The organism is Mycobacterium sp. 852014-52144_SCH5372336 (assembly GCF_001665615.1).
Taxonomy (GTDB): domain Bacteria; phylum Actinomycetota; class Actinomycetes; order Mycobacteriales; family Mycobacteriaceae; genus Mycobacterium; species Mycobacterium neumannii_A.
Map to the genome: position 1 here is coordinate 21,848 of NZ_LZSW01000043.1, position 23,254 is coordinate 45,101.

Annotated in this window: 25 protein-coding genes; 12 read left to right on the plus strand and 13 right to left on the minus strand. The window is 68.6% G+C overall.

Annotation, left to right across the window (positions count from 1 at the left end):
- Positions 1 to 135: 135 nt before the first annotated feature.
- From A5759_RS09600 to A5759_RS09620, 5 genes are read right to left on the minus strand one after another with little or no spacing between them, the layout of a single operon-like run.
- Positions 136 to 549, minus strand: a complete 414-nt coding sequence (locus A5759_RS09600; RefSeq protein ID WP_068196707.1) for a SufE family protein — start codon at positions 547 to 549, stop codon at positions 136 to 138.
- Positions 546 to 1,442: a sulfurtransferase gene (locus tag A5759_RS09605; protein ID WP_068196710.1), complete on the minus strand. Its 897-nt coding sequence runs from the start codon at positions 1,440 to 1,442 to the stop codon at positions 546 to 548. Before A5759_RS09605 ends, A5759_RS09600 begins: the two co-directional genes overlap by 4 nt.
- 37 nt (positions 1,443 to 1,479) lie before the next feature.
- Positions 1,480 to 2,121 (minus strand): nucleoside triphosphate pyrophosphatase, encoded by a 642-nt coding sequence (locus A5759_RS09610; RefSeq protein WP_068196712.1) that lies wholly within the window; start codon positions 2,119 to 2,121, stop codon positions 1,480 to 1,482.
- Positions 2,118 to 2,417, minus strand: coding sequence for an acyl-CoA carboxylase epsilon subunit (locus tag A5759_RS09615; RefSeq protein ID WP_231984604.1), 300 nt, complete (start codon positions 2,415 to 2,417; stop codon positions 2,118 to 2,120). Before A5759_RS09615 ends, A5759_RS09610 begins: the two co-directional genes overlap by 4 nt.
- A 50-nt stretch (positions 2,418 to 2,467) precedes the next feature.
- Positions 2,468 to 4,108 carry an acyl-CoA carboxylase subunit beta gene (locus A5759_RS09620; protein WP_068196720.1) on the minus strand — a complete coding sequence of 547 codons (1,641 nt, stop codon included), beginning with the start codon at positions 4,106 to 4,108 and terminating at the stop codon, positions 2,468 to 2,470.
- A gap of 143 nt (positions 4,109 to 4,251) precedes the next feature.
- Between A5759_RS09620 and A5759_RS09625 the strand changes: the two genes are divergently transcribed.
- Entirely contained in the window at positions 4,252 to 5,058 is an 807-nt protein-coding gene (locus tag A5759_RS09625; protein WP_068196723.1) for a biotin--[acetyl-CoA-carboxylase] ligase, read from the plus strand.
- 20 nt (positions 5,059 to 5,078) lie between these two features.
- On the plus strand, positions 5,079 to 5,597 hold the full coding sequence (locus tag A5759_RS09630) for a PH domain-containing protein (RefSeq protein ID WP_068196725.1): 519 nt from the start codon (positions 5,079 to 5,081) through the stop codon (positions 5,595 to 5,597).
- Here A5759_RS09630 and A5759_RS09635 read toward each other — a convergent pair.
- On the minus strand, positions 5,552 to 6,229 hold the full coding sequence (locus tag A5759_RS09635; protein WP_064394773.1) for a GtrA family protein: 678 nt from the start codon (positions 6,227 to 6,229) through the stop codon (positions 5,552 to 5,554). The two genes, A5759_RS09630 and A5759_RS09635, sit on opposite strands and share 46 nt — an antisense overlap.
- Positions 6,230 to 6,332: 103 nt before the next feature.
- Here A5759_RS09635 and A5759_RS09640 point away from each other — a divergent pair, with 103 nt between their 5' ends.
- From A5759_RS09640 to A5759_RS09650, 3 genes are read left to right on the plus strand one after another with little or no spacing between them, the layout of a single operon-like run.
- On the plus strand, positions 6,333 to 7,553 hold the full coding sequence (locus A5759_RS09640) for a 5-(carboxyamino)imidazole ribonucleotide synthase (protein ID WP_304441203.1): 1,221 nt from the start codon (positions 6,333 to 6,335) through the stop codon (positions 7,551 to 7,553).
- The gene (gene purE, locus A5759_RS09645; protein WP_082694051.1) at positions 7,546 to 8,058 is read left to right on the plus strand and encodes a 5-(carboxyamino)imidazole ribonucleotide mutase; all 513 of its coding nucleotides are present in this window, start codon (positions 7,546 to 7,548) and stop codon (positions 8,056 to 8,058) included. Before A5759_RS09640 ends, purE begins: the two co-directional genes overlap by 8 nt.
- Before the next feature lie 51 nt (positions 8,059 to 8,109).
- The gene (locus tag A5759_RS09650) at positions 8,110 to 9,273 is read left to right on the plus strand and encodes an acyl-CoA dehydrogenase (protein ID WP_068196727.1); all 1,164 of its coding nucleotides are present in this window, start codon (positions 8,110 to 8,112) and stop codon (positions 9,271 to 9,273) included.
- A gap of 6 nt (positions 9,274 to 9,279) precedes the next feature.
- Here the strand turns inward: A5759_RS09650 and A5759_RS09655 are convergent, their stop codons facing one another.
- The 3 genes from A5759_RS09655 to A5759_RS09665 all read right to left on the minus strand — a co-directional run bounded on the left by A5759_RS09655 (position 9,280) and on the right by A5759_RS09665 (position 12,984).
- Positions 9,280 to 10,713: a multicopper oxidase family protein gene (locus A5759_RS09655; RefSeq protein ID WP_068196729.1), complete on the minus strand. Its 1,434-nt coding sequence runs from the start codon at positions 10,711 to 10,713 to the stop codon at positions 9,280 to 9,282.
- A 64-nt stretch (positions 10,714 to 10,777) separates the two neighbouring features.
- A complete protein-coding gene (locus A5759_RS09660) occupies positions 10,778 to 11,530 on the minus strand; it encodes a TIGR03089 family protein (RefSeq protein WP_068196732.1) in 753 nt (250 codons plus the stop codon).
- On the minus strand, positions 11,518 to 12,984 hold the full coding sequence (locus tag A5759_RS09665) for an LCP family protein (protein WP_068196736.1): 1,467 nt from the start codon (positions 12,982 to 12,984) through the stop codon (positions 11,518 to 11,520). The genes A5759_RS09660 and A5759_RS09665 overlap by 13 nt, the downstream gene beginning before the upstream one ends.
- Positions 12,985 to 13,051: 67 nt before the next feature.
- Between A5759_RS09665 and rfbD the strand changes: the two genes are divergently transcribed.
- Genes rfbD through A5759_RS09680 form a run of 3 tightly spaced genes read left to right on the plus strand, consistent with a single transcriptional unit; the run spans position 13,052 to position 15,921 of the window.
- Positions 13,052 to 13,942 carry a dTDP-4-dehydrorhamnose reductase gene (gene rfbD / locus A5759_RS09670; RefSeq protein ID WP_068197096.1) on the plus strand — a complete coding sequence of 297 codons (891 nt, stop codon included), beginning with the start codon at positions 13,052 to 13,054 and terminating at the stop codon, positions 13,940 to 13,942.
- Positions 13,943 to 13,960: 18 nt separating this feature from the next.
- Positions 13,961 to 14,848, plus strand: coding sequence for a glycosyltransferase family 2 protein (locus A5759_RS09675; protein WP_068196739.1), 888 nt, complete (start codon positions 13,961 to 13,963; stop codon positions 14,846 to 14,848).
- Positions 14,845 to 15,921, plus strand: coding sequence for a sugar phosphate nucleotidyltransferase (locus A5759_RS09680; protein ID WP_066849032.1), 1,077 nt, complete (start codon positions 14,845 to 14,847; stop codon positions 15,919 to 15,921). The genes A5759_RS09675 and A5759_RS09680 overlap by 4 nt, the downstream gene beginning before the upstream one ends.
- A gap of 52 nt (positions 15,922 to 15,973) precedes the next feature.
- Here A5759_RS09680 and A5759_RS09685 read toward each other — a convergent pair whose 3' ends face one another.
- The 3 genes from A5759_RS09685 to cofD are packed head-to-tail and all read right to left on the minus strand — an operon-like array spanning position 15,974 to position 18,965.
- The gene (locus A5759_RS09685) at positions 15,974 to 16,510 is read right to left on the minus strand and encodes an NUDIX hydrolase (protein WP_068196742.1); all 537 of its coding nucleotides are present in this window, start codon (positions 16,508 to 16,510) and stop codon (positions 15,974 to 15,976) included.
- Complete coding sequence (locus A5759_RS09690) at positions 16,507 to 17,949, minus strand: coenzyme F420-0:L-glutamate ligase (protein ID WP_082962064.1); 1,443 nt, start codon at positions 17,947 to 17,949, stop codon at positions 16,507 to 16,509. The genes A5759_RS09685 and A5759_RS09690 overlap by 4 nt, the downstream gene beginning before the upstream one ends.
- Positions 17,946 to 18,965 (minus strand): 2-phospho-L-lactate transferase, encoded by a 1,020-nt coding sequence (cofD, locus tag A5759_RS09695; RefSeq protein ID WP_068196745.1) that lies wholly within the window; start codon positions 18,963 to 18,965, stop codon positions 17,946 to 17,948. Before cofD ends, A5759_RS09690 begins: the two co-directional genes overlap by 4 nt.
- Positions 18,966 to 19,413: 448 nt before the next feature.
- Here cofD and A5759_RS09700 point away from each other — a divergent pair, with 448 nt between their 5' ends.
- Positions 19,414 to 19,674 carry a WhiB family transcriptional regulator gene (locus A5759_RS09700; RefSeq protein WP_231984605.1) on the plus strand — a complete coding sequence of 87 codons (261 nt, stop codon included), beginning with the start codon at positions 19,414 to 19,416 and terminating at the stop codon, positions 19,672 to 19,674.
- Between the two features lie 9 nt (positions 19,675 to 19,683).
- Here A5759_RS09700 and A5759_RS09705 read toward each other — a convergent pair whose 3' ends face one another.
- A complete protein-coding gene (locus A5759_RS09705) occupies positions 19,684 to 20,106 on the minus strand; it encodes a metallopeptidase family protein (RefSeq protein WP_064394761.1) in 423 nt (140 codons plus the stop codon).
- Positions 20,107 to 20,263: 157 nt separating this feature from the next.
- Here A5759_RS09705 and A5759_RS09710 point away from each other — a divergent pair, with 157 nt between their 5' ends.
- From A5759_RS09710 to A5759_RS09720, 3 genes are all read left to right on the plus strand, one after another.
- On the plus strand, positions 20,264 to 20,683 hold the full coding sequence (locus tag A5759_RS09710) for a DUF3499 domain-containing protein (RefSeq protein WP_064345814.1): 420 nt from the start codon (positions 20,264 to 20,266) through the stop codon (positions 20,681 to 20,683).
- 67 nt (positions 20,684 to 20,750) lie between these two features.
- On the plus strand, positions 20,751 to 22,148 hold the full coding sequence (locus tag A5759_RS09715) for a phosphomannomutase/phosphoglucomutase (protein WP_068196747.1): 1,398 nt from the start codon (positions 20,751 to 20,753) through the stop codon (positions 22,146 to 22,148).
- Positions 22,145 to 23,254: a TobH protein gene (locus tag A5759_RS09720; RefSeq protein WP_068196749.1), complete on the plus strand. Its 1,110-nt coding sequence runs from the start codon at positions 22,145 to 22,147 to the stop codon at positions 23,252 to 23,254. The genes A5759_RS09715 and A5759_RS09720 overlap by 4 nt, the downstream gene beginning before the upstream one ends.

Here is a 23,254-nt window from a genome sequence, read left to right on the forward strand (position 1 = left end):
CGGCGAGCCGGTCCCTTACCCGCGAGTAATAAACCGCGGCTGCCCCACACATCCGCGAGCCCTCATCCAGGTACGGTTCCGGCCCTTGAGGCGAGGCCCAGAATTCTGCACCCGTGACCGCTCGGCCCGAGCGCGTCAGCGCAGCCGCTTCTTGATGCGGGCCAGCATCGCCGACATCCCGCGCAACCGCAGCGGGCTGATCAGGGCAGCGAGCCCCAATTCAGAGTAGAAGTCATCGGGTACGGCCAGGATCTCGTCGGCAGAGAGGTCGTCGAGCCCCACGGCCAGGATCGCGGCGAACCCACGCGTGGTCGGCGCTTCTGCCGGCGCGCTGAAGTACAGCCGGACATGCTCGCGGTTGTCGGCGTCGACGTGCAGGAACAGCGGCGACTGGCATTCGGGCACCGGTTCCATCGCGGCCTCTTCGAGGTCGGCGGGCAGCGGAGGCAACTCGTTGGCGAACTCCAGGAGCAGTTGCAGCTTGTCCTGCCCCTGCACCTCCTTGAAGTCCGTCACCACCTCCGCCAGCGCGGCCGGCATTGCACTCATGAGGAGCCCGGCACATCCCCTGGTTCGGACCCGGCCACGACAGGCACCCGAACGGCGTTGCCCCATTCGGTCCACGAACCGTCGTAATTGCGGACGCCGGGCAAGCCCAGCAGGTGGGTCAGCACGAACCAGGTGTGGCTCGAACGCTCACCGATGCGGCAGTAGACGATCGTCTCGTCGTCGGGAGTCAAGAAGCCGTAAAGATCCTCGAGCTCGGCACGGCTGCGGAACCGGCCACTGTCGTCGGCGGCCTTGGCCCACGGAATCGACCGAGCGGACGGTATGTGGCCGCCCCGCAACGCGCCCTCCTCGGGATAGTCGGGCATGTGGGTGCGTTCCCCGGTGTACTCCTGCGGCGAGCGGACGTCGATCAGGGGCGCCTTCCCGAGCGCATCGAGAACGTCCTCCTTGAATGCGCGGATCGGCGCGTCGTCGCGCTCCACGACGGGGTAGCCGGTGCTGGTCTTGGTCGGCACGTCGAGCGTGGTTTCGCGGCCGTCGGAGATCCACAGGTCGCGGCCCCCGTTGAGGAGCCGGACGTCGGGGTGACCGAACAGCGTGAAGACCCAGAGGGCGTATGCCGCCCACCAGTTGCTCTTGTCGCCGTAGATCACCACGGTGTCGTCGCGGGCGATGCCCTTGCGGTTCATCAGGTCGGCGAACTGTTCGCCGGTGATGTAGTCGCGCACGTGGGGGTCGTTCAGGTCGGTGTGCCAGTCGATCTTGACCGCACCCGGTATGTGGCCGGTGTCGTAGAGCAGCACGTCCTCGTCGGACTCCACGATGGCCAGTCCCGGCCTGCCCAGGTTCGCCGACAACCAGTCGGCGGTGACCAGGCGTTCGGGATGGGCGTATGACTGCAGGGCAGGGTCTGGATCGGCAGGTAGAGGCACAAACCCGAGCCTACCGAGACACGCATGCCCCGTGGGATCAGGTGACCGGGTTATCGCGCCAGAGGTCGGCCAGCGACAGCCCGGCGCGCTCGAACATGCCGCGGACCAGGGGCAGTCCGATGCCGATCACCGACGACGGGTCGCCGTCCACGCCCTCGATGAACCAGCCGCCCAAACCGTCGAGGGTGAAGCCGCCCGCCACTGCCGTCGGCTCCCCGCTGGCGACGTAGGCCTCGAGATCGGCCATCGAGGGCGACGCGAAGTGCACGGTGGTGGCCTCGGCTTCGGCCAGTCGGCACACAATGCCGTTGTCCTGCAAGCGGATCACGCAGTGACCCGTGTGGAGCCGGCCGGAGGAGCCGGCCATCTGCTGCCACCCGGCAAGTGCGGCCTCGGCCGAGGCGGGTTTGCCCGCCAACGTCCCGTCACGGAACAACATGGAATCGCAGCCGATCACGACGCAGTCGGCACCGACCGCCGGATCGAGTTCGGCGACCACGGCGTCGGCCTTGGCCGTGGCGAGGGCGACCGTCACCTGCGCGGGTGTCGCCGCGTCGTCGAGTTCGGCGACGACGGCGTCCTCGTCGACGCCGGACACCACGATCAGCGGATCGATTCCGGCCTGCCGCAAGACTTTTCGACGGCCGGAGGACGCCGAGGCGAGGACGACGCGCGTCATCGACGGCGCATGTGTGCCCGTTCCACGAGCGTCACCCGCTGCCAGCTGAACGGCGTGTACCGCAGCCGGTCGACGGGATGACCCCAGAGGTTCTCTTCCTGCTCGCGCGGCTCGGACGGCACGCTCGACGCGGCGGCCAGCACCGCGATCAGCGCGGCGAGCTCGTCCTGGCTCGGCTCACCCCTGACAACCTGGATGTGCGCCTCGTGATCCTGCTGGGCGGCGCTCTGCTCGTCCGTCACCGTCACTTCGGCCTCTCCGTCGCCTGCGGGTGCTGAGCCGTTGTTCGGGCTCACAGGAGCTGAATTGTTCGCCCCGCTCACAGGAGCTGAATTGTTCACCCCGCTCACAGGGGAATGTTCCCGTGCTTCTTGGGCGGAATCTGCGTGATCTTGCGTTCCAGCAACCGCAGCGCGTTCGCGACGTAACCGCGCGTGTGCGACGGCGGGATCACCGCGTCGACGTAGCCGCGTTCGGCCGCGATGTAGGGGTTGACCAGGGTGTCCTCGTACTCCTGCTGCAGCTCCAGGCGCAGCGCGTCGACGTCCTCGCCGTTCTTCGCCGCTTCCTTGAGCTTGCTGCGGTACACGAAGCCGACGGCGCCCGAGGCGCCCATCACCGCGATCTGTGCGGTCGGCCATGCGACGTTCACGTCGGCGCCCATCTCCTTGGACCCCATGACGCAGTAGGCACCGCCGTAGGCCTTGCGGGTGATGACGGTGATCTTGGCGACGGTGGCCTCGCCGTAGGCGTAGAGCAGCTTGGCCCCGCGCCGGATGATGCCGTTGTACTCCTGGCCGGTACCCGGCAAGAAGCCCGGCACGTCGACCAGCATCACGATCGGGACGTTGAAGCAGTCGCAGGTCCGGATGAACCGGGCGGCCTTCTCCGAGGCGTTGATGTCCAGGCAGCCGGCGAACTGTGTCGGCTGGTTGGCCACGATGCCGACCGGGCGGCCCTCGATGCGGCCGAACCCGACGATGATGTTCTGCGCGTAACCGGCCTGCACCTCGAGGAACTCGTCCTCGTCGAGGATGCGGGTGATGACCTCGTGCATGTCGTAGGGCTGATTCGGCGAGTCCGGAATCAGCGTGTCCAGCTCGATGTCCTCGTCGGTGAGGTTGTCCTCGATCGGCCCCTCGGGAACCGCCTCCGGATAGCGCGGCGGATCGGCGTAGTTGTTGCTCGGCAGGTACGAGAGCAGTTCGCGCACATAGTCGAACGCGTCCTGCTCGCCGGAGGCCACGTAGTGCGCCAGCCCCGACTTCGACATGTGGGTGTGCGCGCCGCCGAGTTCCTCCATCGTCACCTCTTCACCGGTGACGGTCTTGATGACGTCGGGTCCGGTGATGAACATCTGGCTGGTCTGGTCGACCATGATCACGAAGTCGGTCAGGGCGGGGGAGTACACGTGGCCGCCCGCCGCCGCGCCCATGATCAGCGAGATCTGCGGGATCACGCCGGAGGCCAGGATGTTGTTGTGGAAGATGTTGCTGTACAAGCCAAGTGAGACCACGCCCTCTTGGATGCGCGCGCCCGCCCCGTCGTTGATGCCGATCAACGGCCTGCCGGTCTTGATCGCCAATTCCTGCACCTTGACGATCTTCTCGCCGTACACCTCGCCGAGGCTGCCGCCGAAGACTGTCGCGTCCTGGCTGAAGATGCACACCTCACGGCCGTCGATGGTGCCGTAACCGGTCACCACGCCGTCGCCGAGCGGGCGGTTGGCCTCCATCCCGAAGTTGGTGCTGCGGTGGCGGGCCAGCGCGTCCAGTTCGACGAACGAGCCCTCGTCGAGCAGCGCCAGGATGCGTTCACGAGCGGTGAGCTTGCCCTTGGCGTGCGTCTTCTCGATCGCTTCCTCGCCGACCGGGTGCAAGGTCTCCGCGGCGCGCCTGCGCAGATCGGCCAGCTTGCCCGCGGTGGTGTGGATGTCGATCTCGTGTTCGCCTGACGGCTCGACCGACGGCTTCTGAACGGAGGTCATGGTGGTCGATGCTAACGAACGACCGGCGCGCGACCGACGGCGCGTCCTTAAGGTCCCCTTAAGGACGCCTTGCGCACCGCGCGCAGACCCGCCGGTGGTAGTAGTGAGGGCCGAACGCGTCTTCAGATGGGAGTCCGATTCCGATGACCGCGCGCCCGGCTCCGCTCGACGTCGAGGTGCTGCGCGAACAGGTGTTCGCCGGTTCGCGCGCGTGGCGGCGTATCGACGTGGTGGCCGAGACCGGGTCGACCAACGCCGACCTGATCGCACGTGCCGGGGGCGGCGAGGACATCGCCGGCGCGGTGCTGATCGCCGAGAACCAGACCGCGGGCCGTGGCCGTCGGGGTCGCAGCTGGTCGGCGGTGCCGTTCGCGCAGATCACGATGTCGGTGGGCATCGACGCGACCGGGGTGCCCAGCTCCGCCTGGGGCTGGCTGCCGCTGGCGACCGGCGTGGCCGTCGTCGACGCGGTCGCCGACACCGGTGTCACGGCCGGCCTGAAGTGGCCCAACGACGTACTGGCCGGGGGCGGCAAGCTGGCCGGAATCCTGGCCGAGGTCGCGGGTGGTCAACAGGCCGTCGTGCTCGGCGTCGGGCTCAACGTCTCGCTGCGCGGTGAGGACGTCGGCGTCGAGGGGGCCACCTCGCTGGTGGACCTGGATGTCCCGGCACCCGATCGGCAACGCCTGGTCGTGCGGCTGCTGCACGAACTGGGCAACCGCGTCGAGTCGTGGGCTCGAGCCGTAGGCGCCGACGCCGGCCTTGCCGCCGACTACCGCGCCCGCAGCCTCACGCTGGGCCGGCGGGTCCGCGCGCTGCTGCCCGGCGATCAGCAGGTCATCGGCGTGGCGCAAGACATCGACGAGCAGGGTCGGCTGGTCATCGATGCCGACGGCCGGTCGATGACCGTCTCCGCAGGCGACATCGTCCATCTGCGGCCCGACCAGTGATTTCGCTTTAAGGTCATCGCATGGGTTATCCCGACAACGTGCTCGCCTCGGACGAGCAGGTGGTCTTGCACCGCCATCCGCATTGGAAGCGGCTGATCGGGCCGGTCCTGGTGTTGCTGCTGGTGACCGCGCTGGCCGCGTTCGGCGCCGGCTACGTCAACACCATGGAGTGGGATCAGACCGCCCGCAACGTCGTGCTGATCGTGATCGGCGCGATCTGGCTGGTGATCATCGGGTGGCTGACGATCTGGCCGTTCTTGAGCTGGTGGACGACGCACTTCGTGATCACCGACCGCCGGGTCATGTTCCGGCACGGGGTGCTGACCCGGTCGGGAATCGACATCCCGCTGGCGCGGGTCAACAGCGTCGAGTTCCGGCACGGACTGCTGGACCGCATGTTGCGGACCGGCACGTTGATCATCGAGTCAGCGGCCCAAGACCCGATCGCGTTCGACGACATCCCGCGGGTGGAGCGGGTCCACTCGCTGCTGTATCACGAGGTCTTCGACACCCTGGGCTCGGAGGAGTCGCCGAGCTGAGCGGCGCCGCGGGCGCGTCGGCCGGGGCGGCGCAGCGGGGTGACGTTGCCTTCGGCGTGCTCGGCGGTCACCCCTTCGTGGTGGTCCTCGAGGAGTTCGGCGAGCCCGCCCGCGGTGAGCGACTCCATCGCCCGGTCCGGGTTGCGGCCGAATTCGTCGGGGAACACCCAGCGCCGGAACGCCCAGAACCGGAACGCCATCTGCAGCAGGTTGCCGATGATGTAGGCCGAGATGAAGTCGGCGATGTTCTCCACGGTCAGGCTGACTTCGGGCACCCGCAGCATCAGCACGTAGCTGGAGATCCACAGCGGCGCCATGCTCAACAGCACGCCGACCCCGCTGACGCCGAAGAACAGCAGCGCCTCGTGATGACGCTCGCGGCCGCCGCGGTCGCGGAAGCTCCACTCGCGGTTGAGGATGTAGGACGCGATCACCGCGACGATGCCCGCGATGATCTTGGCCGTGACCGGCTTGGGCTCGAGCACCGTCAGCTTGAGCGTGTAAAAGACCGATGTGTCGATGAGGAACGTCGTCGCGCCGACGATCGCGAACTTGATCAGTTCATGATGCCGCTCGAAGTACGGCCGTACCGGGCGGGGCAGCCGTGCGATCGTCGCATCGGTAAAGGACACAACAGGGCAGTGTACGGAAATACCGCACTCTACGTGTACTCATGCAGGTCGTAGCCGGTGCATCGGAACCGACCCGGTGGCGTGGTCATGACACCATGAAGACGTGTCACAGAACCCCAAAGGGCCGCCGGTGGTGGCCATGGTCGGCGGTGGTCAGCTGGCCAGGATGACCCATCAGGCCGCGATCGCGCTCGGCCAGACGCTGCGCGTCCTCGCCGTGGACGCCGGCGACCCGGCCGCGCAGGTGAGCCCGGATGTGGTGTTGGGCACACACACCGATCTCGACGCGTTGCGCCGTGCCGCCTCCGGCGCCGACGCGCTGACCTTCGACCACGAGCATGTGCCTGCCGAACTCCTGGAGAAGCTGCAGGCCGACGGTGTCAACGTGGCTCCTCCGCCGTCGGCGCTGATCCACGCCCAGGACAAGCTGGTGATGCGCCGCAGGCTCGAGGCGCTCGGCGCGCCGGTGCCGCGGTTCGCGGCGGTCGATGATCTGTCCGACATCGACGCGTTCGCCGCACGGATCGAAGGTCCTGTCGTGGTCAAGACCGTGCGCGGCGGTTACGACGGCCGCGGGGTCACGCTGGCCGGCGACGTCGCCGAGGCGCGCGAGGCCGCGCAGCGCTACCTGGACGGCGGGGCGGACGTGATGGTGGAGGAGAGGGTCGCCATGCGGCGCGAACTGGCGGCCCTGGTCGCGCGTTCGCCGTTCGGGCAGGGCGCGGCGTGGCCGGTGGTGGAAACCGTGCAGCGCGACGGTATCTGCGTCGAGGTGATCGCACCGGCGCCGGGCCTTGATGACGAGTTGCGCTCAGCGGCTGGGCAATTGGGTTTGCGGCTGACCTCCGAACTGGGGGTCGTCGGGGTCCTGGCCGTCGAGTTGTTCGAAACCGTCGAGGGCACCCTGCTCGTCAACGAGCTCGCCATGCGCCCGCACAACTCCGGGCACTGGACCATGGACGGTGCGCAGACCAGCCAGTTCGAACAGCACCTGCGTGCGGTCCTCGACTATCCGCTCGGCGACACCGCCCAGGTCGTCCCGGTCACGGTGATGGCCAATGTGCTTGGCGCACAACACACACCGACGATGGCGATGGACGAGCGGCTGCACCACCTGTTCGCCAGGATGCCCGACGCGAAGGTGCATCTCTACGGCAAGGCCGAGCGGCCCGGCCGAAAGATCGGTCACGTCAACGTTCTCGGCGCGCCCGCCGGTTCTCTTGACGACGACGCGTTCGTCGCCGATGTGCGCGAACGCGCGGCCAGGGCGGCACACTGGTTGTCGCACGCGGAATGGACGGACGGATGGGATCCACATGAGTAGTGCTGCTGCGCCGCGGGTCGGCCTGATCATGGGCAGCGACAGCGACTGGTCGGTGATGGAGGACGCCGCCCACGCGCTGGCCGAGTTCGATGTGCCCTTCGAGGTCGGCGTCGTCTCCGCACACCGCACGCCGGTCCGCATGCTCGAGTACGCCCAGAGCGCCGCGGACCGCGGCATCGAGGTGATCATCGCCGGGGCAGGCGGGGCGGCGCATCTGCCGGGCATGGTGGCCTCGGCGACCCCGCTGCCCGTCATCGGCGTGCCGGTGCCGCTGGCCAAGCTCGACGGCTTGGACTCGCTGCTGTCGATCGCGCAGATGCCCGCAGGCGTGCCGGTGGCCACGGTGTCGATCGGCGGCGCCCGCAACGCGGGCTTGCTGGCGGTGCGGATCCTCGGGTCGGCGGACGCGGCGCTGCGCAAGCGGGTCGTACAGTTCCAGGCCGACCTGCACGACACGGTGCTGCAGAAGGATGCGGCGCTGCGCGACCGCCTCCTCGGCGAATAGGGAGCCGGACCCGCGGGAGTAGGGTTACCGGCGAGTAGCAAGGAGTTTTTCATGGCCATCGGCAACCCGTCATTCGACCTCTTTCAGCTCTCCGACGAGCACAACGAACTGCGTGCGGTGCTGCGCGACCTCTGCGAGAAGGAGATCGCCCCGCACGCGGCCGACGTCGACGAGAAGGCGCGCTACACCGACGAGGCGCTGGCGGCGCTGACCTCGTCGGGGATGGCCGCCATCCACATCCCCGAGGAGTACGGCGGTCAGGGCGGCGACTCGATCGCGGCGTGCATCGTGATCGAAGAGGTCGCGCGGGTGTGCGCATCGTCGTCGCTGATCCCGATCTGCAACAAGCTGGGCACCATGGGCCTGCTGCTGCGCGGCAGCGAGGAACTCAAGAAACAGGTGCTGCCGTCGATCGCCGCCGGTGAAGCCGTCGCGTCGTACGCGCTGTCCGAGCGCGAGGCCGGCAGCGACGCCGCATCGATGCGCACCAGGGCCCGCCGTGAGGGTGACGAGTGGGTGCTCAACGGCGCCAAGTGCTGGATCTCCAACGGCGGCCAGTCGACGTGGTACACGGTGATGGCGGTGACCGATCCGGACAAGAAGGCCAACGGCATCTCGGCGTTCGTCGTGCACCGCGACGATCCCGGCTTCTCCATCGGCGCCAAGGAGAAGAAGATGGGCATCAAGGGATCGCCCACCACCGAGTTGTACTTCGAGGACTGCCGGATCCCCGCCGACCGGATCATCGGCGAGGAGGGCACCGGTTTCAAGACCGCGCTGGCCACCTTGGATCACACTCGGCCGACCATCGGTGCGCAAGCGGTCGGCATCGCGCAGGGCGCGCTTGATGCCTCGATCGCATATGTCAAGGAGCGCAAGCAGTTCGGGAGACCAATCGCTGACTTCCAGGCGGTGCAGTTCATGCTCGCCGACATGGCGATGAAGATCGAGGCCGCGCGGTTGACGGTGTACTCCGCCGCCGCCAGGGCCGAACGCGGCGAGTCCGAACTCGGGTTCATCTCCTCGGCGTCGAAGTGCTTCGCCTCCGATGTCGCGATGGAGGTCACCACCGACGCGGTTCAACTGTTCGGCGGTTACGGCTACACCACCGACTTCCCGGTCGAGCGGATGATGCGCGACGCCAAGATCACCCAGATCTACGAGGGCACCAACCAGATTCAGCGCGTGGTGATGTCCCGTGCGCTGCTGAAGTAGCCCCGCTCAGGTGTACTCGATGAAGGTGGCCATCCCCGCTTCGAGGTGATAGGTGTTGTGGCAGTGGGTGATCCACCGCCCGGGGTTGTCGGTGTCGAAGTCGATGTCGACTGTGCGCAGCGGCGCGACGAGCACCGTGTCCTTGCGGGCCCGCGGGCCCTCGGCCCCCATCACCTGGAACGTGTGGCCGTGTAAGTGCATGGGGTGAAACATTTTCGACTCGTTGACATAGCGGATGCGCACGCGTTGGTCACGTGTCACCGCGTATCCGTCGCGGGGCGGGTCGTAGCGCTTTCCGTTGATCGTCCAGGTGTAGCCGTTGACCGGACCGGCCAACCGCATGTCGATGACCTGCTGGGCGGCGCGGTCGGGCAGGTTCACCTCGGGTGTGGCCGCTAGCGTCGCGGTGTCGAGCGGGGGCTGGGTCCGCAGCGTCGCGACGTAGTCGTCGATGTTGCCCGTGCCTGCCTTGTTGTCGACGCGCATGTCGAGCCTCGCGTAGCCGTCCTTGCGGTACGCCGCGGCGATGACCGGCGCCGACGCCTGCAGGGTGACGATCGCATCGGCCCGTTCTCCCATCCCGAGGATGACCGAATCGGCCTGCCTGGACTCGACCGCGAACCCGTCGGTCGCGATCACCCGCAGCGGGTGTCCGGGCACACCGACCTGGAACGCGGTGTCCGAACCGGCGTTGATAACACGCAGCCGAATGCGTTGTCCGGCACGGTAATCGACGACCTGCGGATCGGCGGTCACGCGTCCGTTGATGACGTAGTAGGGGTAGGTGACGTCGCCGCCGTCGTCGCCGAGCGGGGTGGCCGGGGTGATGCCGGCGTCCGGGATGTTCGGCATCGCCGGCATACCCGCCTTGTTCAGTTCGGCAAGGACCTGGTCGGGGTTGCGGCCGGTGCCGTCGACCCAATCGTCGAGCACGACGACGAGTTCGTCGTCGTAGTCGGCGCCGTCGGCGGGGTCTTCGATGATCAGCGGGCCGTACAGCCCGCGGTCGAGTTGGGTGCCCTGATGGGAGTGGTACCAGTACGTCCCGGCGTCGGGCACGACGAAGTCGTAGGTGAACGACTGGCCCGCGGGTACGGCGGGCTGCGTCAACACGGGCACGCCGTCCATGGCGTTGGGGATGGCCAGACCGTGCCAGTGGATGGTGGTCGGGGCGGGCAGCCCGTTGTCCAGCTGTGCGCGCATCCTGTCGCCTCTGCGGATGCGGATCTCCGGGCCGGGCACCCGGTCGCCGTACGCCCAAGTGCGGACGGTGACACCGCCGAGGTCGACGTCAACCTCGGCAGGGGTGAACGTGATGTCGAATCCCGGCCCCGAGGCCCGATCGGCCGACGCCGGCTCGGGCGTCTTCGACGAACAGCCGCCCACGACGGCGGCCGCCACGCCCGCCGACAGCACGAAGAATTCGCGCCGGTCGATCACGTCCTCCAGCGTGGCACTGCGCGGGCTTCAGCGTCGGCGAAAGCCCATTTCGCCGATACGGCTCTCAGCCCTTGGTGACCTTCTCGGTGGCCCTGCGACGGTCGGCCAGCGCGGCATCGGGGTTGGCCACCTGCACGAGGGAGGCGCCGACGGCGAAGACGGCCAGCATGTGGTCGACGAGCTCGTCGGCGCTATCCCATCCGGCGCTGGACAGCACCCGGTCGGATGCGGTGAAACCCTGTGCCGCAGCGGACTGGCGGGCCGCGGTGAGCACCTCGTCGACGCCGCGGCCGTTGAGCGCGGGGCCGGGTATGCGCTCCGGTGAGATCTGGTCGCCGTGTACCCGCACCGCGGTGGCGTAGTCGGTGACACCGACCGGTAGATCGGCCGCGGGCTTGCCGAACGGGTCCAGCGACAGCACCGCGACCTCGCCTATTCCGCTGCCCATCCCGACCGCCCCGTCGGCCTCGGCCAACCGGTCGGCGGTGCACAGCGCGATGTCGGCGGAGTCCACCGAAGCGTCCCCGAGCACCACCTCGGCGCCGATCCACCAGATACCGAAGAACACGGCGGCGCTCTGCCAGTGCGCGGGCAGCAGGACCGCGATACGAGACGCCGGGCCTGCGCCCAACTCGTCGCGTAACAGGTTGGCGGTCTTGGCGGCCCAGTTCGCGAGCGTGGCGGTGGACAACTCGATGCGCTCGCCGGTCGCGTCGTCGTAGTAGGTGATGCGGGGGCCTGCGGGGTCCGAGGCCATGAGCGGGTCGAGGATTGCCCCACTGACGGTCGTCACGCTCGTCGACGTTAGTTGACGCACTCCGGGTCGTTGGATCCGGCGGTCAGGATCGGCGACGGGGGCGGAGCGGTCTCGGTCGAGCCGACGGCCACCGAATCGGTGGTCAGCATCGGAACGTTGCTGCCGTCCAGGCCCGAACCCGGACCGGTGTAGTCGTCGGCCAGCACCACGCGCACGTGCCCCGGGGCCACCGACGGGTCCTCGACAATCGCCAACTCGCCCAAGCCTTTCGAGACAGCCTGTGCGCCAAGGTCATCGGTCTTGTTGGCGCGCACCTGGCTGCTGGCCACCGGGTCGCCCTCGTGGTTGCCCGTCGCGCCGGGGGTGAACCCCTTATTGGTCAGCACCTGCGACACCGCGGCGGCCAGGCCGTTGACCTCGGTGGCATTGACCACCTCGACGGTGGTCTTGTCGGGCGTGTAGGCGATCTGCTCGGTCTTACCTTCGTCCTGCTCGTCCAGCAGGCCTTCGATCCAGCTCTTGACCTCACTGGGGTCCACGCGCACGACGCTCTGCATCCCGTCGTCGCTCCAACCGTTCTCCTGCAGCACCGGAATGGTGGCGAACGCGACGTTGCCCGCGGCCAGCTTCTGCAGTTGCTCGGCGAACTGCATGACGTCCCAACCGTCGGAGAGTACGACGGAGCGCTGCACGGCATCCTGCAGGCGGTTCAAGGTGGCCGGACTCGACAGCGTCTTGCCGGAGATCACCTCGTGCGCAAGGGAAGCCATCACCGCCTGCTGACGCGTCACCCGGTCGAGGTCGCCGCGTGGCAGATCGTGGCGCTGCCGGACGAAGCTCAGCGCCTGCGGGCCGTTGAGCTTCTGCCAGCCGGCAGGAAAGTCGGCTCCCGAAAGCAGTTCGTACACGGGCTCTTTCAAACACACGTTGACGCCGCCGAGGGCGTCGGTGATCAACGCGAAGCCCAGCAGTCCGATCTCGGCGTAGTGGTCGACGGTAACGCCGGTGAGGTTGGCCACGGTCTTGATCAGGGCTTCGCGTCCGGCTTCCTTGGCCTGCGGCTCGGCTTCGGCCGGGTCCACGCCCTTCTGCTCGACGAGCTCGGTCATCTTCTCGAGGTGTTCCGAGCCGTACACGCCGTTGATCTTCATCTTGCCGATTCCCGGTGCCTCGACATAGGAGTCGCGCGGGATCGAGATGGCGGTCGCGGATTTTCCGTTGTTGGGGACGCGGATCAAGATGATCGTGTCGGTGTTGGTGGCTTCGTCGTCGCCCGCTCGCAGCGTCGCCAGTTCCTCCTGGGACAGAGGATTGCCGTGCGCGTCGGTGCGGCTGTCCATGCCGACGAGCAGGATGTCGATCGCGCCGTCTTCGCCGCCCTCGCCCAGCGCGATCGACGAGATGTGGTTGATGCCGGATTCGAACGAGCGGATCTTGCCCCACGCGACGCCCGTACCGACCACGATCGCCAAGGCCGCGGACACGGCGATGACACGGAGCATTCGACCGGGCATCAGCCCAGGCTACTGGCGAGACGGGCACGAAGCGGGTAGCGCGCCTCGGCGTGCCAGACTCGTGACCATGACTTCTCGCGGGCCGGGCCGGATCGTCATTCCCGGTGCAGGCGGCATGGTCGGTCGGGTTCTCGCAGCTCAGGCCCGCCAGCAGGGCCGCGAGGTGCTGGCGCTGACGTCGTCGGAGCTCGACATCACCGATGCGGCGGCCGCCCAGCGTGTCATCGAATCCGGTGACGTGGTGATCAACTGCGCCGCGTACACCAACGTGGACGCGGCCGAGACCGAACAGGACCGTGCGCACGCGGTCAATGCCGACGGACCGGCTCACCTCGCGCGGGCGTGCGCCGCCGTCGGCGCCCGCCTGATCCACATCTCGACCGACTACGTGTTCTCCGGCACAGCGCGCCGCCCGTATGAGATCGACGACGAGACCGCGCCGGTGAACGTCTACGGCCGCACCAAACTCGCTGGGGAGCGGGCCGTGTTGGCCGCCCTGCCCGGCGCGCACGTCGTGCGCACGTCGTGGGTGTACGAAGGCAGCGACGGCACGGACGTCGCCGCGACCATGCGCCGAAAGGCCGCCGGCGACGAAACGGTCGAGGCGGTGGCCGACCAGACCGCATCCCCGACCTACGCCGGTGACCTCGCCGCGGCGCTGCTGGAGATCGCCGACGGCGCGATCAGCGCACCGGTGCTGCACGCCGCCAACGACGGGGAGGCCAGCCGCTACGACCAGGCGCGCGCGATCTTCGAGGCCGTCGGCGCAGACCCCGGGCGGGTGCGGCCCGTCGCCGGCGCCGAAAACCCACGGCCCGCGCAGCGCCCGACGTACACCGCGCTGTCGGGCCGGCGGTCCGCCGATGCCGGCCTCACTCCGCTGCGACCGTGGCGCGAGGCGCTCGCGGATGCGCTGTCGCGGTACGGGCGTGGCGGCCCGATACCCTCGACGCCGTGAGTTCGGAACGGGTGGCACATGAGTGACGAGTTGGTGGTCGTCACGGTGACGTACTCGCCGGGTCCACACCTCAACCGGTTCCTGGCGACGCTGTCGCACGCCACCGACCGGCCGGTGACAGTGGTGATGGCCGACAACGGCTCGACCGACGGCGCACCCGAAGAGGCGCTCGCACGCTATCCCAACGTCCGATTGCTGCCCACCGGCGGCAATCTCGGATACGGCAGCGCGGTGAACCGCGCGGTCGCGGAGTACCTGACGGACTCGGACAACAACGACTTCTTCATCGTGGCCAACCCCGATGTGCAGTGGGGTCCGCGCAGCATCGACATCCTGCTGGAGGCCGCTGCCCGCTGGCCCCATGCGGGTTCGCTCGGCCCGCTGATCCGCGACCCGGACGGTTCGGTGTATCCATCGGCGCGGCACCAGCCCAGCCTCGTGCGCGGCGGGATGCACGCCGTCGTGGGACCGTTCTGGAAGTCCAACCCGTGGACCGCCGAATACCGCCAGGAGCGCCGGGAGCCCAGCGAACGCGCCGTCGGCTGGCTGTCGGGATCGTGTCTGTTGCTGCGCCGGTCGGCGTTCGAAGAGATATCGGGCTTCGACGAGCGCTACTTCATGTACATGGAGGACGTCGACCTCGGTGATCGCCTGTCGCGGGCGGGCTGGCAGAACGTGTATGTGCCGGCCGCCGAGGTTTTGCACGACAAGGGGCACGCGACCGGCAAGGACCCCGCGCGCAACTTGGCCGCCCATCACACCAGCACCTACACTTTCCTCGCGGATCGGTACCCCAGGTGGTGGCAGGGTCCGCTGCGGTGGACGATCCGAAGCTCGCTCGCCGCGCGTGCGGGCCTGGTGGTCCGCAGCTCACGACGCAACCGGGCGAAAGGACGGCGCAAGTGAATCCCGCACACGTCGATGCCGTCATCCTCGTCGGTGGCTTGGGCACCCGGCTGCGGCCGCTGACCCTGTCCGCGCCCAAGCCGATGCTGCCGACGGCCGGCTTGCCGTTTCTGACACACCTGTTGTCGCGCATCGCCGAGGCCGGTATCGAGCACGTCGTGCTGGGCACGTCGTACAAGGCCGCGGTGTTCGAGTCCGAGTTCGGCGACGGATCCAAGTTCGGTCTGCAGATCGAATACGTCGTCGAGACCGAACCGCTGGGCACCGGCGGCGGCATCGCCAACGTCACGGGCAAGCTGCGCCACGACACCGCGCTGGTGTTCAACGGCGACGTGTTGTCGGGTGCCGACCTTCGCGCGCTGCTGAATTCGCACGAGGACAACGCCGCCGATGTGACGCTGCACCTGGTGCGCGTCGGTGACCCTCGAGCATTCGGTTGCGTGCCAACCGATTCCGACGGCATGGTGACCGCCTTCCTCGAGAAGACCCAGGACCCCCCGACCGATCAGATCAACGCGGGCTGCTACGTGTTCAAGCGCGAGGTGATCGAGCGCATACCGAAGGGCCGGGCGCTTTCGGTCGAACGCGAGGTTTTCCCGGGCCTGCTCTCCGACGGGCTCCGGGTGTGCGGCTACGTCGACTCCACCTACTGGCGCGACATGGGCACACCGGAGGATTTCGTGCGGGGGTCGGCGGATCTGGTGCGCGGTATCGCGCCGTCACCCGCGTTGGGCGGGCACCGCGGTGAAAAGCTGGTGCACGACGGCGCCAGCGTCGCACCCGGGGCGCTGCTGATCGGCGGCGCGGTGGTCGGTCGCGGTGCCGAGATCGCCGGGGGCGCACGGTTGGACGGCGCGGTCATCTTCGACGGCGCGCGGGTGGGCGCCGGCGCGGTGATCGAACGCTCGATCGTCGGGTTCGGGGCCCGCATCGGCCCGCGCGCGCTGATCCGCGACGGTGTGATCGGCGACGGCGCCGACATCGGTGCGCGCTGCGAACTGTTGCGCGGTGCACGCGTGTGGCCGGGAGTGACGATTCCCGACGGCGGGATCCGGTTCTCGACCGACGTCTAGCCCGCGATTTCGGTGTCGTTGGTTGCGCTGAGCGCAACGGATGACACCGAAATCACCTGGCGCGGGCGGCCGCCGCCAACTGTGTGAGACCGAAATCGCAATCCGCGGGCAGCGCGTCCAGCGGCCACCACCGCAGGTCCAAAGACTCGTTGCTGATGGCGATTTCGGCGTCGGCGGGCGCGTGGACAATGAACTGCATGTCGAGGTGACGGGTCGGCACCCCCAGCGAGCACGTGACGGGGTGGACGTGCAGCGCGGCCATGGTCGGGTCGATCGTGAGACCACCGATGCCGGACTCCTCGGTGGCCTCTCGCAGTGCGGCCGTCACGACATCGGGATCGGTCGGCTCGCAATGACCGCCGAGTTGCAGCCATCGCCCGAACCGGGGGTGCAGTGTCAGCAGTGCGTGGGTCCCGGCGTGGTCGAGCACGAGGGCCGACCCGGTGACGTGGCCCGCGACGCATTCACGCAGGCAACCGTCGGGTCGGGCCGCCAAAAACGCCAACACCGCGTGCCGCAGGGTGTCCTGTGCGGGATCCGGTGCGCGCCAACGGCTCAGCACCTCCACCGCTGATGCGTGCAGGCTCACTTGCGCACCAGCAGTCCGTCGGTCGGCACGGGAGGCCGCGGGCCGGACGGCGGCCCGTCCTGCGGGTAGCCGATCGCGATCGCGCCCAACGGTTCCCAGTCGTCGGGCAGGTCGAGTTCCTCGCGGACGATGTCGGGGGCGAAGATCGTCGACCCGATCCAGCAGCTCCCGACACCCCGCACCGCCAACGCCACCAGAAGCGCCTGCACCGCCGCGCCGACCGCGACGGTGAACATCGTGTGCTCCGCGGCAGTGCGGTCGGCGTCCGGATAGTCGTGCGCGCCGTCGGGCACCAAAAACGGGATGACGACCTCCGGTGCGTCGTAGAGGATCCGGCCGCGTTCGACGCGACGCTCGACGGCGTCGGCGGCGCGCCCGTCGGCGGTGAGGTCGGCGCGCCACTTGTCCTTCATCCGATCCAGCAGGACCTTCCGTCGGGCGGGATCCTGTAGCCACACGAACCGCACCGGTCGGGTGTGATGCGGTGCCGGCGCAGTGAGGGCCTCGGCGACAGCGGATTCCACGAGCTCGGCGTCCACGGGCTCGGCCGTGAACTGCCGCACCGACCGGCGCAGCAGCTGCGCCTGACTCCTGCCGAGCGCGATGGCCTCCTCGGTGCCGAGCCAAAACAGGTCCTCCTCGCCCGCCCGAACCAGCCGGCGCGCGGTGGAACCGTCGTCGGGCAGCCGCAACCCGCGCACCACCGCGACCGGGATGTCGGTCAGCTTGCCCTTCACCAGATCCGCTGCCGCGGCGATCTCGTCGGCGACCGCGATCTCAGTGACGATCAGTTCGTTGCCGTGCCGGTCGACCGAACCGCCGTAACCGTGCAGCACGGTCACGCCGGCCGCGCCGATCGCCACGTCGGTCTGCCCGTTGCGCCAGGCCCGGCCCATGGTGTCGGTGACGACGACGCCGACCGTCACGCCGAGCCGCTCGCGCAGCGCCGACGCCAGTGCCGCGGCGCTGGCATCGGGATCGGTTGGAAGCAGCGCGAGTTCGGCGGAGTCGACGTTGGAGCCGTCGACACCCGCGGCGGCCTGAACCAGGCCGATCGCGTTCTCGGTGATCAGCGTGCGTCCCTTGCGCGCCAGCACGCGGACCGCCTCGGCGTTGATGAGCCTGCGCCGCAGCACGTCGCGCTCCTCGGGGTCGATCGGCGCGTCGACGATGCGGCCCTCGCACTTCGACATCACCTTGCTGGTGACCACGACGATGTCGTCGTCGCGCAGCCACGGCGCGGCCTCGGCGATCGCCGAGGCGAGGTCGTCGCCGGGGCGGAACTCGGGCAACCCCGCAAGGGGCAGCAGCTCCACCGCGGCGGCCGAGCCATGGTCGCCGCTCGGCGGCGCCGTTGAGCCGGGGTCGCCGCTCGGCGGCGCCGTTGAGCCGGGGTCGCCGCTCGGCGGCGCCGTTGAGCCGGGGTCGCCGCCGCTCATGGCTTCACGCCTGCCAAATCCATTCCGGCGCGAACCATCTCGGCGGTGACCTCGGGATCGGTCATGAGCAGTGGCACCGCACGCACCTCGACACCGTCGACCGCCGCGCCGTCTCCCTCGTGCACCAACCAGCCGTCGAGGATGCCGACACGGGAGCGCGCGCCGTAGTGCCTGCCGACGGCTTCGGACGTGCTCGGCACGCCGATCACCGACAGGCATTCATCGGCCATGCCGCGCAACGGCTTTCCGCCGATGATCGGGGAGTAGCCGATGACCGGCGCCGGTGTCGAACGCAGCGCGCCGCGAATACCGGGTACGGCCAGGATCGCGCCGATGCTCACCACCGGGTTGGACGGCGCGATGAGCACGACGTCGGCGGCTTCGATGGCCTCGGCGACGCCGGGTCCCGCGGTGGCTTTTTCGGCGCCGACGAAAGCGAAGCTGTGCGTTGGTACTTTCGCCCGGTATCGCACCCACCACTCCTGAAAGTGGATGGCACGTTTCTCGCCGGCGTACTCGCCGGGTCCGGGATCGGTGATGACGACGTGGGTTTCGCTGCGGTCGTCACTGGCGGGCAGCAGTCTGGCCCCGGGGGCCCATCGCGCGCACAGCGCCTCGGTCACCTGCGACAGCGGATAGCCCGCGCGCAACATCTGGCTGCGGACGAGATGTGTCGCCAGGTCCCGGTCGCCGAGGCCGAACCAGTCGGGCTGCACGCCGTAGGTCGCGAGTTCCTCCTTGGCATGCCAGGTTTCGTTGCGATGTCCCCAGCCGCGTTCGGGATCGATACCTCCCCCGAGGGTGTACATGCAGGTGTCGAGGTCCGGACAGATCCGCACGCCGAACATCCACGCATCGTCACCCACATTGACCACTGCAGTCAGTTCGTGCTCAGCAGTATCATCAGTCCCAGCAGTACCTTTGGCGCCACCAAACTGCCCAAGCCCCAACAGATGTTGCACGCCAAGCAGGAAGCGGGCGCCGCCGACGCCGCCGACCAGTACGGTGACCTTCACATCGACCGAGCGTAGGCCGTCCAACCGAATTCGGTACGGGCAGGAGTGGCGGCCCGGGCCGGTGGGCGGGAGTGTGATGGACACGCCGAGGTCACGACTCGCCGTATTTCGATCACGGAATGGTATGAATTCCTGTTCTAGAGCTTGACCAGGGCGACTGACGCGTGTGTAATCACAGCAGTGTCATTTCCCGGTAGGCCATCCGGTTCCGGTGCCGCAGACCGAGATTCGATCACTTGTTCGAATTGGAAGTGTTCCGCATCTCTGCGGGCCACTTATAGGGGATCAACGAGACCAGGTGAGGAGGCGGAAGATGTCTTTTGAGTACGGCGATTTCGATCGTCTGGTTCGGTTCGACAGCCGAGTCTTCGGCTCAGTAGACAGCGCGCCGCACGCCCATTCGGAACCGGCACCGGTTGAGACGCCCCGGCGTCCCCAGCTGAGTTTGGTGCCCGACCCGATCGAGGTGGCGCCGGCACTGACACCGGAGGACGAACTCTGGCAGGAGAAGGCGCTGTGCGCCCAAACCGACCCCGAGGCGTTCTTTCCGGAGAAGGGCGGCTCGACGCGCGAAGCCAAGCGCATCTGCCAGGGCTGCGAGGTGCGCGACGCCTGCCTGGATTACGCGTTGGCGCACGACGAGCGCTTCGGGATCTGGGGCGGCCTGTCAGAGCGCGAGCGTCGCCGCCTCAAGCGCGGAATCATCTGAGCCGCGAGATCAGTCGTCGTCGATCGTCGGGTCGATGACGGAAGGCTCGACGCCCAGATATGTGGCGACCTGAGCCACCAGGATTTCATGCAGCAGCTCCTCGAGCTCGACTGAATCCTTGGCCCGCCGCTCGATTGGCTTGCGAAACAGCACAATTCGCGCGCGTGTGGCGTTCCCCCTGACGTCCACGCCCGCCGGGATCAGCCGGGCCAGCGCGATCGGCCCGTCTGCGATCACTTCCGGCGGCCACTGCACACTGTCGGGATCCTTGGGCGCAATGCGTGGTATCTCGTCCACCGCGACGTCCAGTGTCGCCAGCCGGTCCTGCCAACGCCGCTCGATCGGCTCGTAGGCCTCCAGCACCGCCATGTCGAACCTCTCGGCGCGACTGCGCCAGCCCGGCACGGTCGGAGGGAGTAACGGCCCGCGCATCCCGCGACCCCGGCGCGCGCGCATGTGTTCACGCTTGGCCACCGCTTGGGTGCTCCTTTCGTGCGCGATGAACTGGATCGTAACGGTTCGAGATCGGCCGTCGGCAGGCTGCGCGTGTCCGGCGGCGTGCGGAGTGCGGCCACGATAGCCTTCCGCTGTGAACGTTCCCCGTCGCTGCTGCCGGCCCGGGTGTCCGCACTATGCGGTCGCGACGCTGACATTCGTCTACGCCGACTCCACGGCGGTCGTCGGCCCCCTCGCGACGGTGGCCGAACCGCATTCATGGGACCTGTGCGTCGTGCACGCCGGCCGCGTCACCGCGCCCCGCGGCTGGGAACTGGTGCGTCACGCCGGCCCGCTGCCCTCACACCCCGACGAAGACGACCTCGTCGCGCTGGCCGATGCGGTCCGGGAGGGGCGCGACGTCGCTCCGCCGATCAACCGGATGGCGACCGGGTTCTCCGACCCCGTCACCGGTGCACCTGGAGGCTCGCTGATGGCGCCGCCTGCCAGGCGACCGGAGTCCAACGGCCGGCGCCGAGGCCATCTGCGGGTGCTGCCGGACCCCACCGACTAGCCGACGTGCACGTCTGGCCGGACCGTTAGGCTGGCGCCAGTAGTAGTCCGTGTCACAAGGAGTCCTAATGTCCCGGCCCGCCGCGGCGGTTCATCGCGTCATCAAGGCTTATGACGTGCGCGGCCTGGTCGGTACGGAACTCGACGAGTCGTTCGTCGCCGACGTGGGCGGCGCCTTCGCCCGCCTCGTCCGAGACAGGGCCTCGCAGGTCGTCGTCGGCTACGACATGCGGGCCAGCTCACCCGCACTGGCGGACGCGTTCGCCGATGGCGTGACCGCCCAGGGCCTCGACGTGGTGCGGATCGGACTCGCCTCGACCGACCAGCTGTACTTCGCGTCGGGCCTCATGGACTGCCCCGGCGCGATGTTCACCGCCAGCCACAACCCGGCCGCCTACAACGGCATCAAGCTCTGTCGCGCCGGCGCCAAACCGGTGGGCAAGGACACCGGCCTGTCGACCATCGCCGAAGAGGTCATCGCCGGCGTCCCTGGCTACGACGGTGCGCACGGCACGATCAGCGACCGCGACGTGTTGGCCGACTACGGCGAGTTCCTGCGCTCGCTGGTGAGCCTTGCCGACGTGCGACCGCTCGAGGTCGCCGTCGACGCGGGCAACGGCATGGCAGGCCACACCACGCCCGCGGTGCTCGGACCGATCTCGGGTATCACGCTGGAGCCGCTGTACTTCGAACTCGACGGCACGTTCCCCAATCACGAAGCCAATCCGCTGGATCCGGCGAACCTGACCGATCTTCAGGCCTTCGTCCTGCAGACCGGCGCCGATATCGGTTTGGCGTTCGACGGCGACGCCGACCGGTGTTTCGTCGTCGACGAGAAAGGGCATCCGGTCTCGCCGTCAGCGGTGACCGCGTTGGTCGCCGCGCGGGAACTCGGCAGGGAGATCGGCGCCACGGTGATTCACAACCTGATCACCTCGCGGGCAGTGCCCGAACTGGTGACGGAGCGCGGCGGTACGCCGGTTCGCAGCCGTGTCGGGCACTCCTATATCAAGGCGCTGATGGCCGAGACCGGTGCGATCTTCGGCGGAGAACATTCGGCGCACTACTACTTCCGCGACTTCTGGGGCGCCGACTCCGGAATGCTGGCCGCCCTGCACGTGTTGGCCGCGCTCGGCGAACAACACCGGCCGCTGTCGGAGATGATGGCCGACTACCAGCGCTACGAGGCGTCCGGCGAGATCAACTTCACCGTCACCGACGCCGAGCGCTGCGTCGACGAGGTGCTCAAGGCGTTCGGCAACCGGATCCACTCCATCGACCACCTCGACGGTGTAACCGTCGACCTCGGTGAAGGCGCCTGGTTCAACCTGCGGATGTCCAACACCGAACCGCTGCTGCGACTCAACGTCGAAGCCCGCACCACCGACGAGGTCGACCGGATCGTCGGACAGGTTTCCGACACCGTCCGTGGGCGACTCCCGTCCAACTCCGAGGTGGTCACGTGACCACCGGGCCGTCTCCTTCGGCCGCGATCATCGACCTCGACGACGTCGACGCACTGCTCGGCGCCGACCGCGACGGGCTGCTGCGCGCCGCGTCGATGGCGGGCGCCCAGGTGCGTGCCACCGACGCCGCGCTCGCGGAGGGCGAACTCGATTCGCTGCGCACCGACGGGACACCGCGGACGGTGATCTGGGTCGCCGGTCGCGGCAATGCGGAGACCGCCGGATCGCTGCTCGCTTCGGCATGGGGCGGATCGGTGGCCGCGCCCATCGTCGTCGCCTCCGAGGTGCCGCCGTGGATCGGCCCATTGGATGTCTTGGTCGTCGCGGGCGACGACCCGGGCGATCCCGCTCTGGTGAACGCGGCCGCCACCGGAGTGCGCCGCGGGGCGCGCATCGTGGTCGCCGCGCCGTATGAAGGGCCGCTGCGCGACGTCGCGGCCGGACGGGCGGCGGTGCTGTCGCCCAGGGTGTGGGTGCCCGACGACTTCGGGTTCGTGCGCTACCTCGCCGCAGGCCTGGCCACCCTCGACGTCGTCGACCCCACCATGCACGTCGATCTCGACGCGATGGCCGACGAACTCGACGCCGAGGCGCTTCGCAACAGCGCGAACCGCGAGCTGTTCACCAATCCGGCCAAGACACTGGCCGAACGGATGTCGGAGCGCGAAGTGGTGCTGGCCGGCGACAGCGCGGCGACGCTGGCGCTGGCCCGGCACTGCGCGGCCACCATGTTGCGCGTCGCCCATCGGGTCGTGGCCGCCGCCGGCTTCGCCGATGCGCTCGTCGTGCTGCGCGGCGGCATGGGAGGCACGTCGGCGGCGGACCGGGAGCGGTCGATGTTCCACGACGAACAGATCGACGGTCCGCTTCCCCGGCGGATGCGCACATTCGTGCTCACCACCGATGCCGAGCAACCGATCGTCGCCGCCCGGGCCGCGGATCTGGACGATGTCGATGTGATCAGCGCCCAGGACGTGCCGGAACTGCCGGAGGCAGCAGCGGTGCCGGACGCGTCGACGGCGGCGGGCAGCATGGAGCAACAGTTGGCCATGCTCGCCGTCCGCTTGGAGATGACCGCCGTCTACCTGAAACTAGTTCGAGGTTAG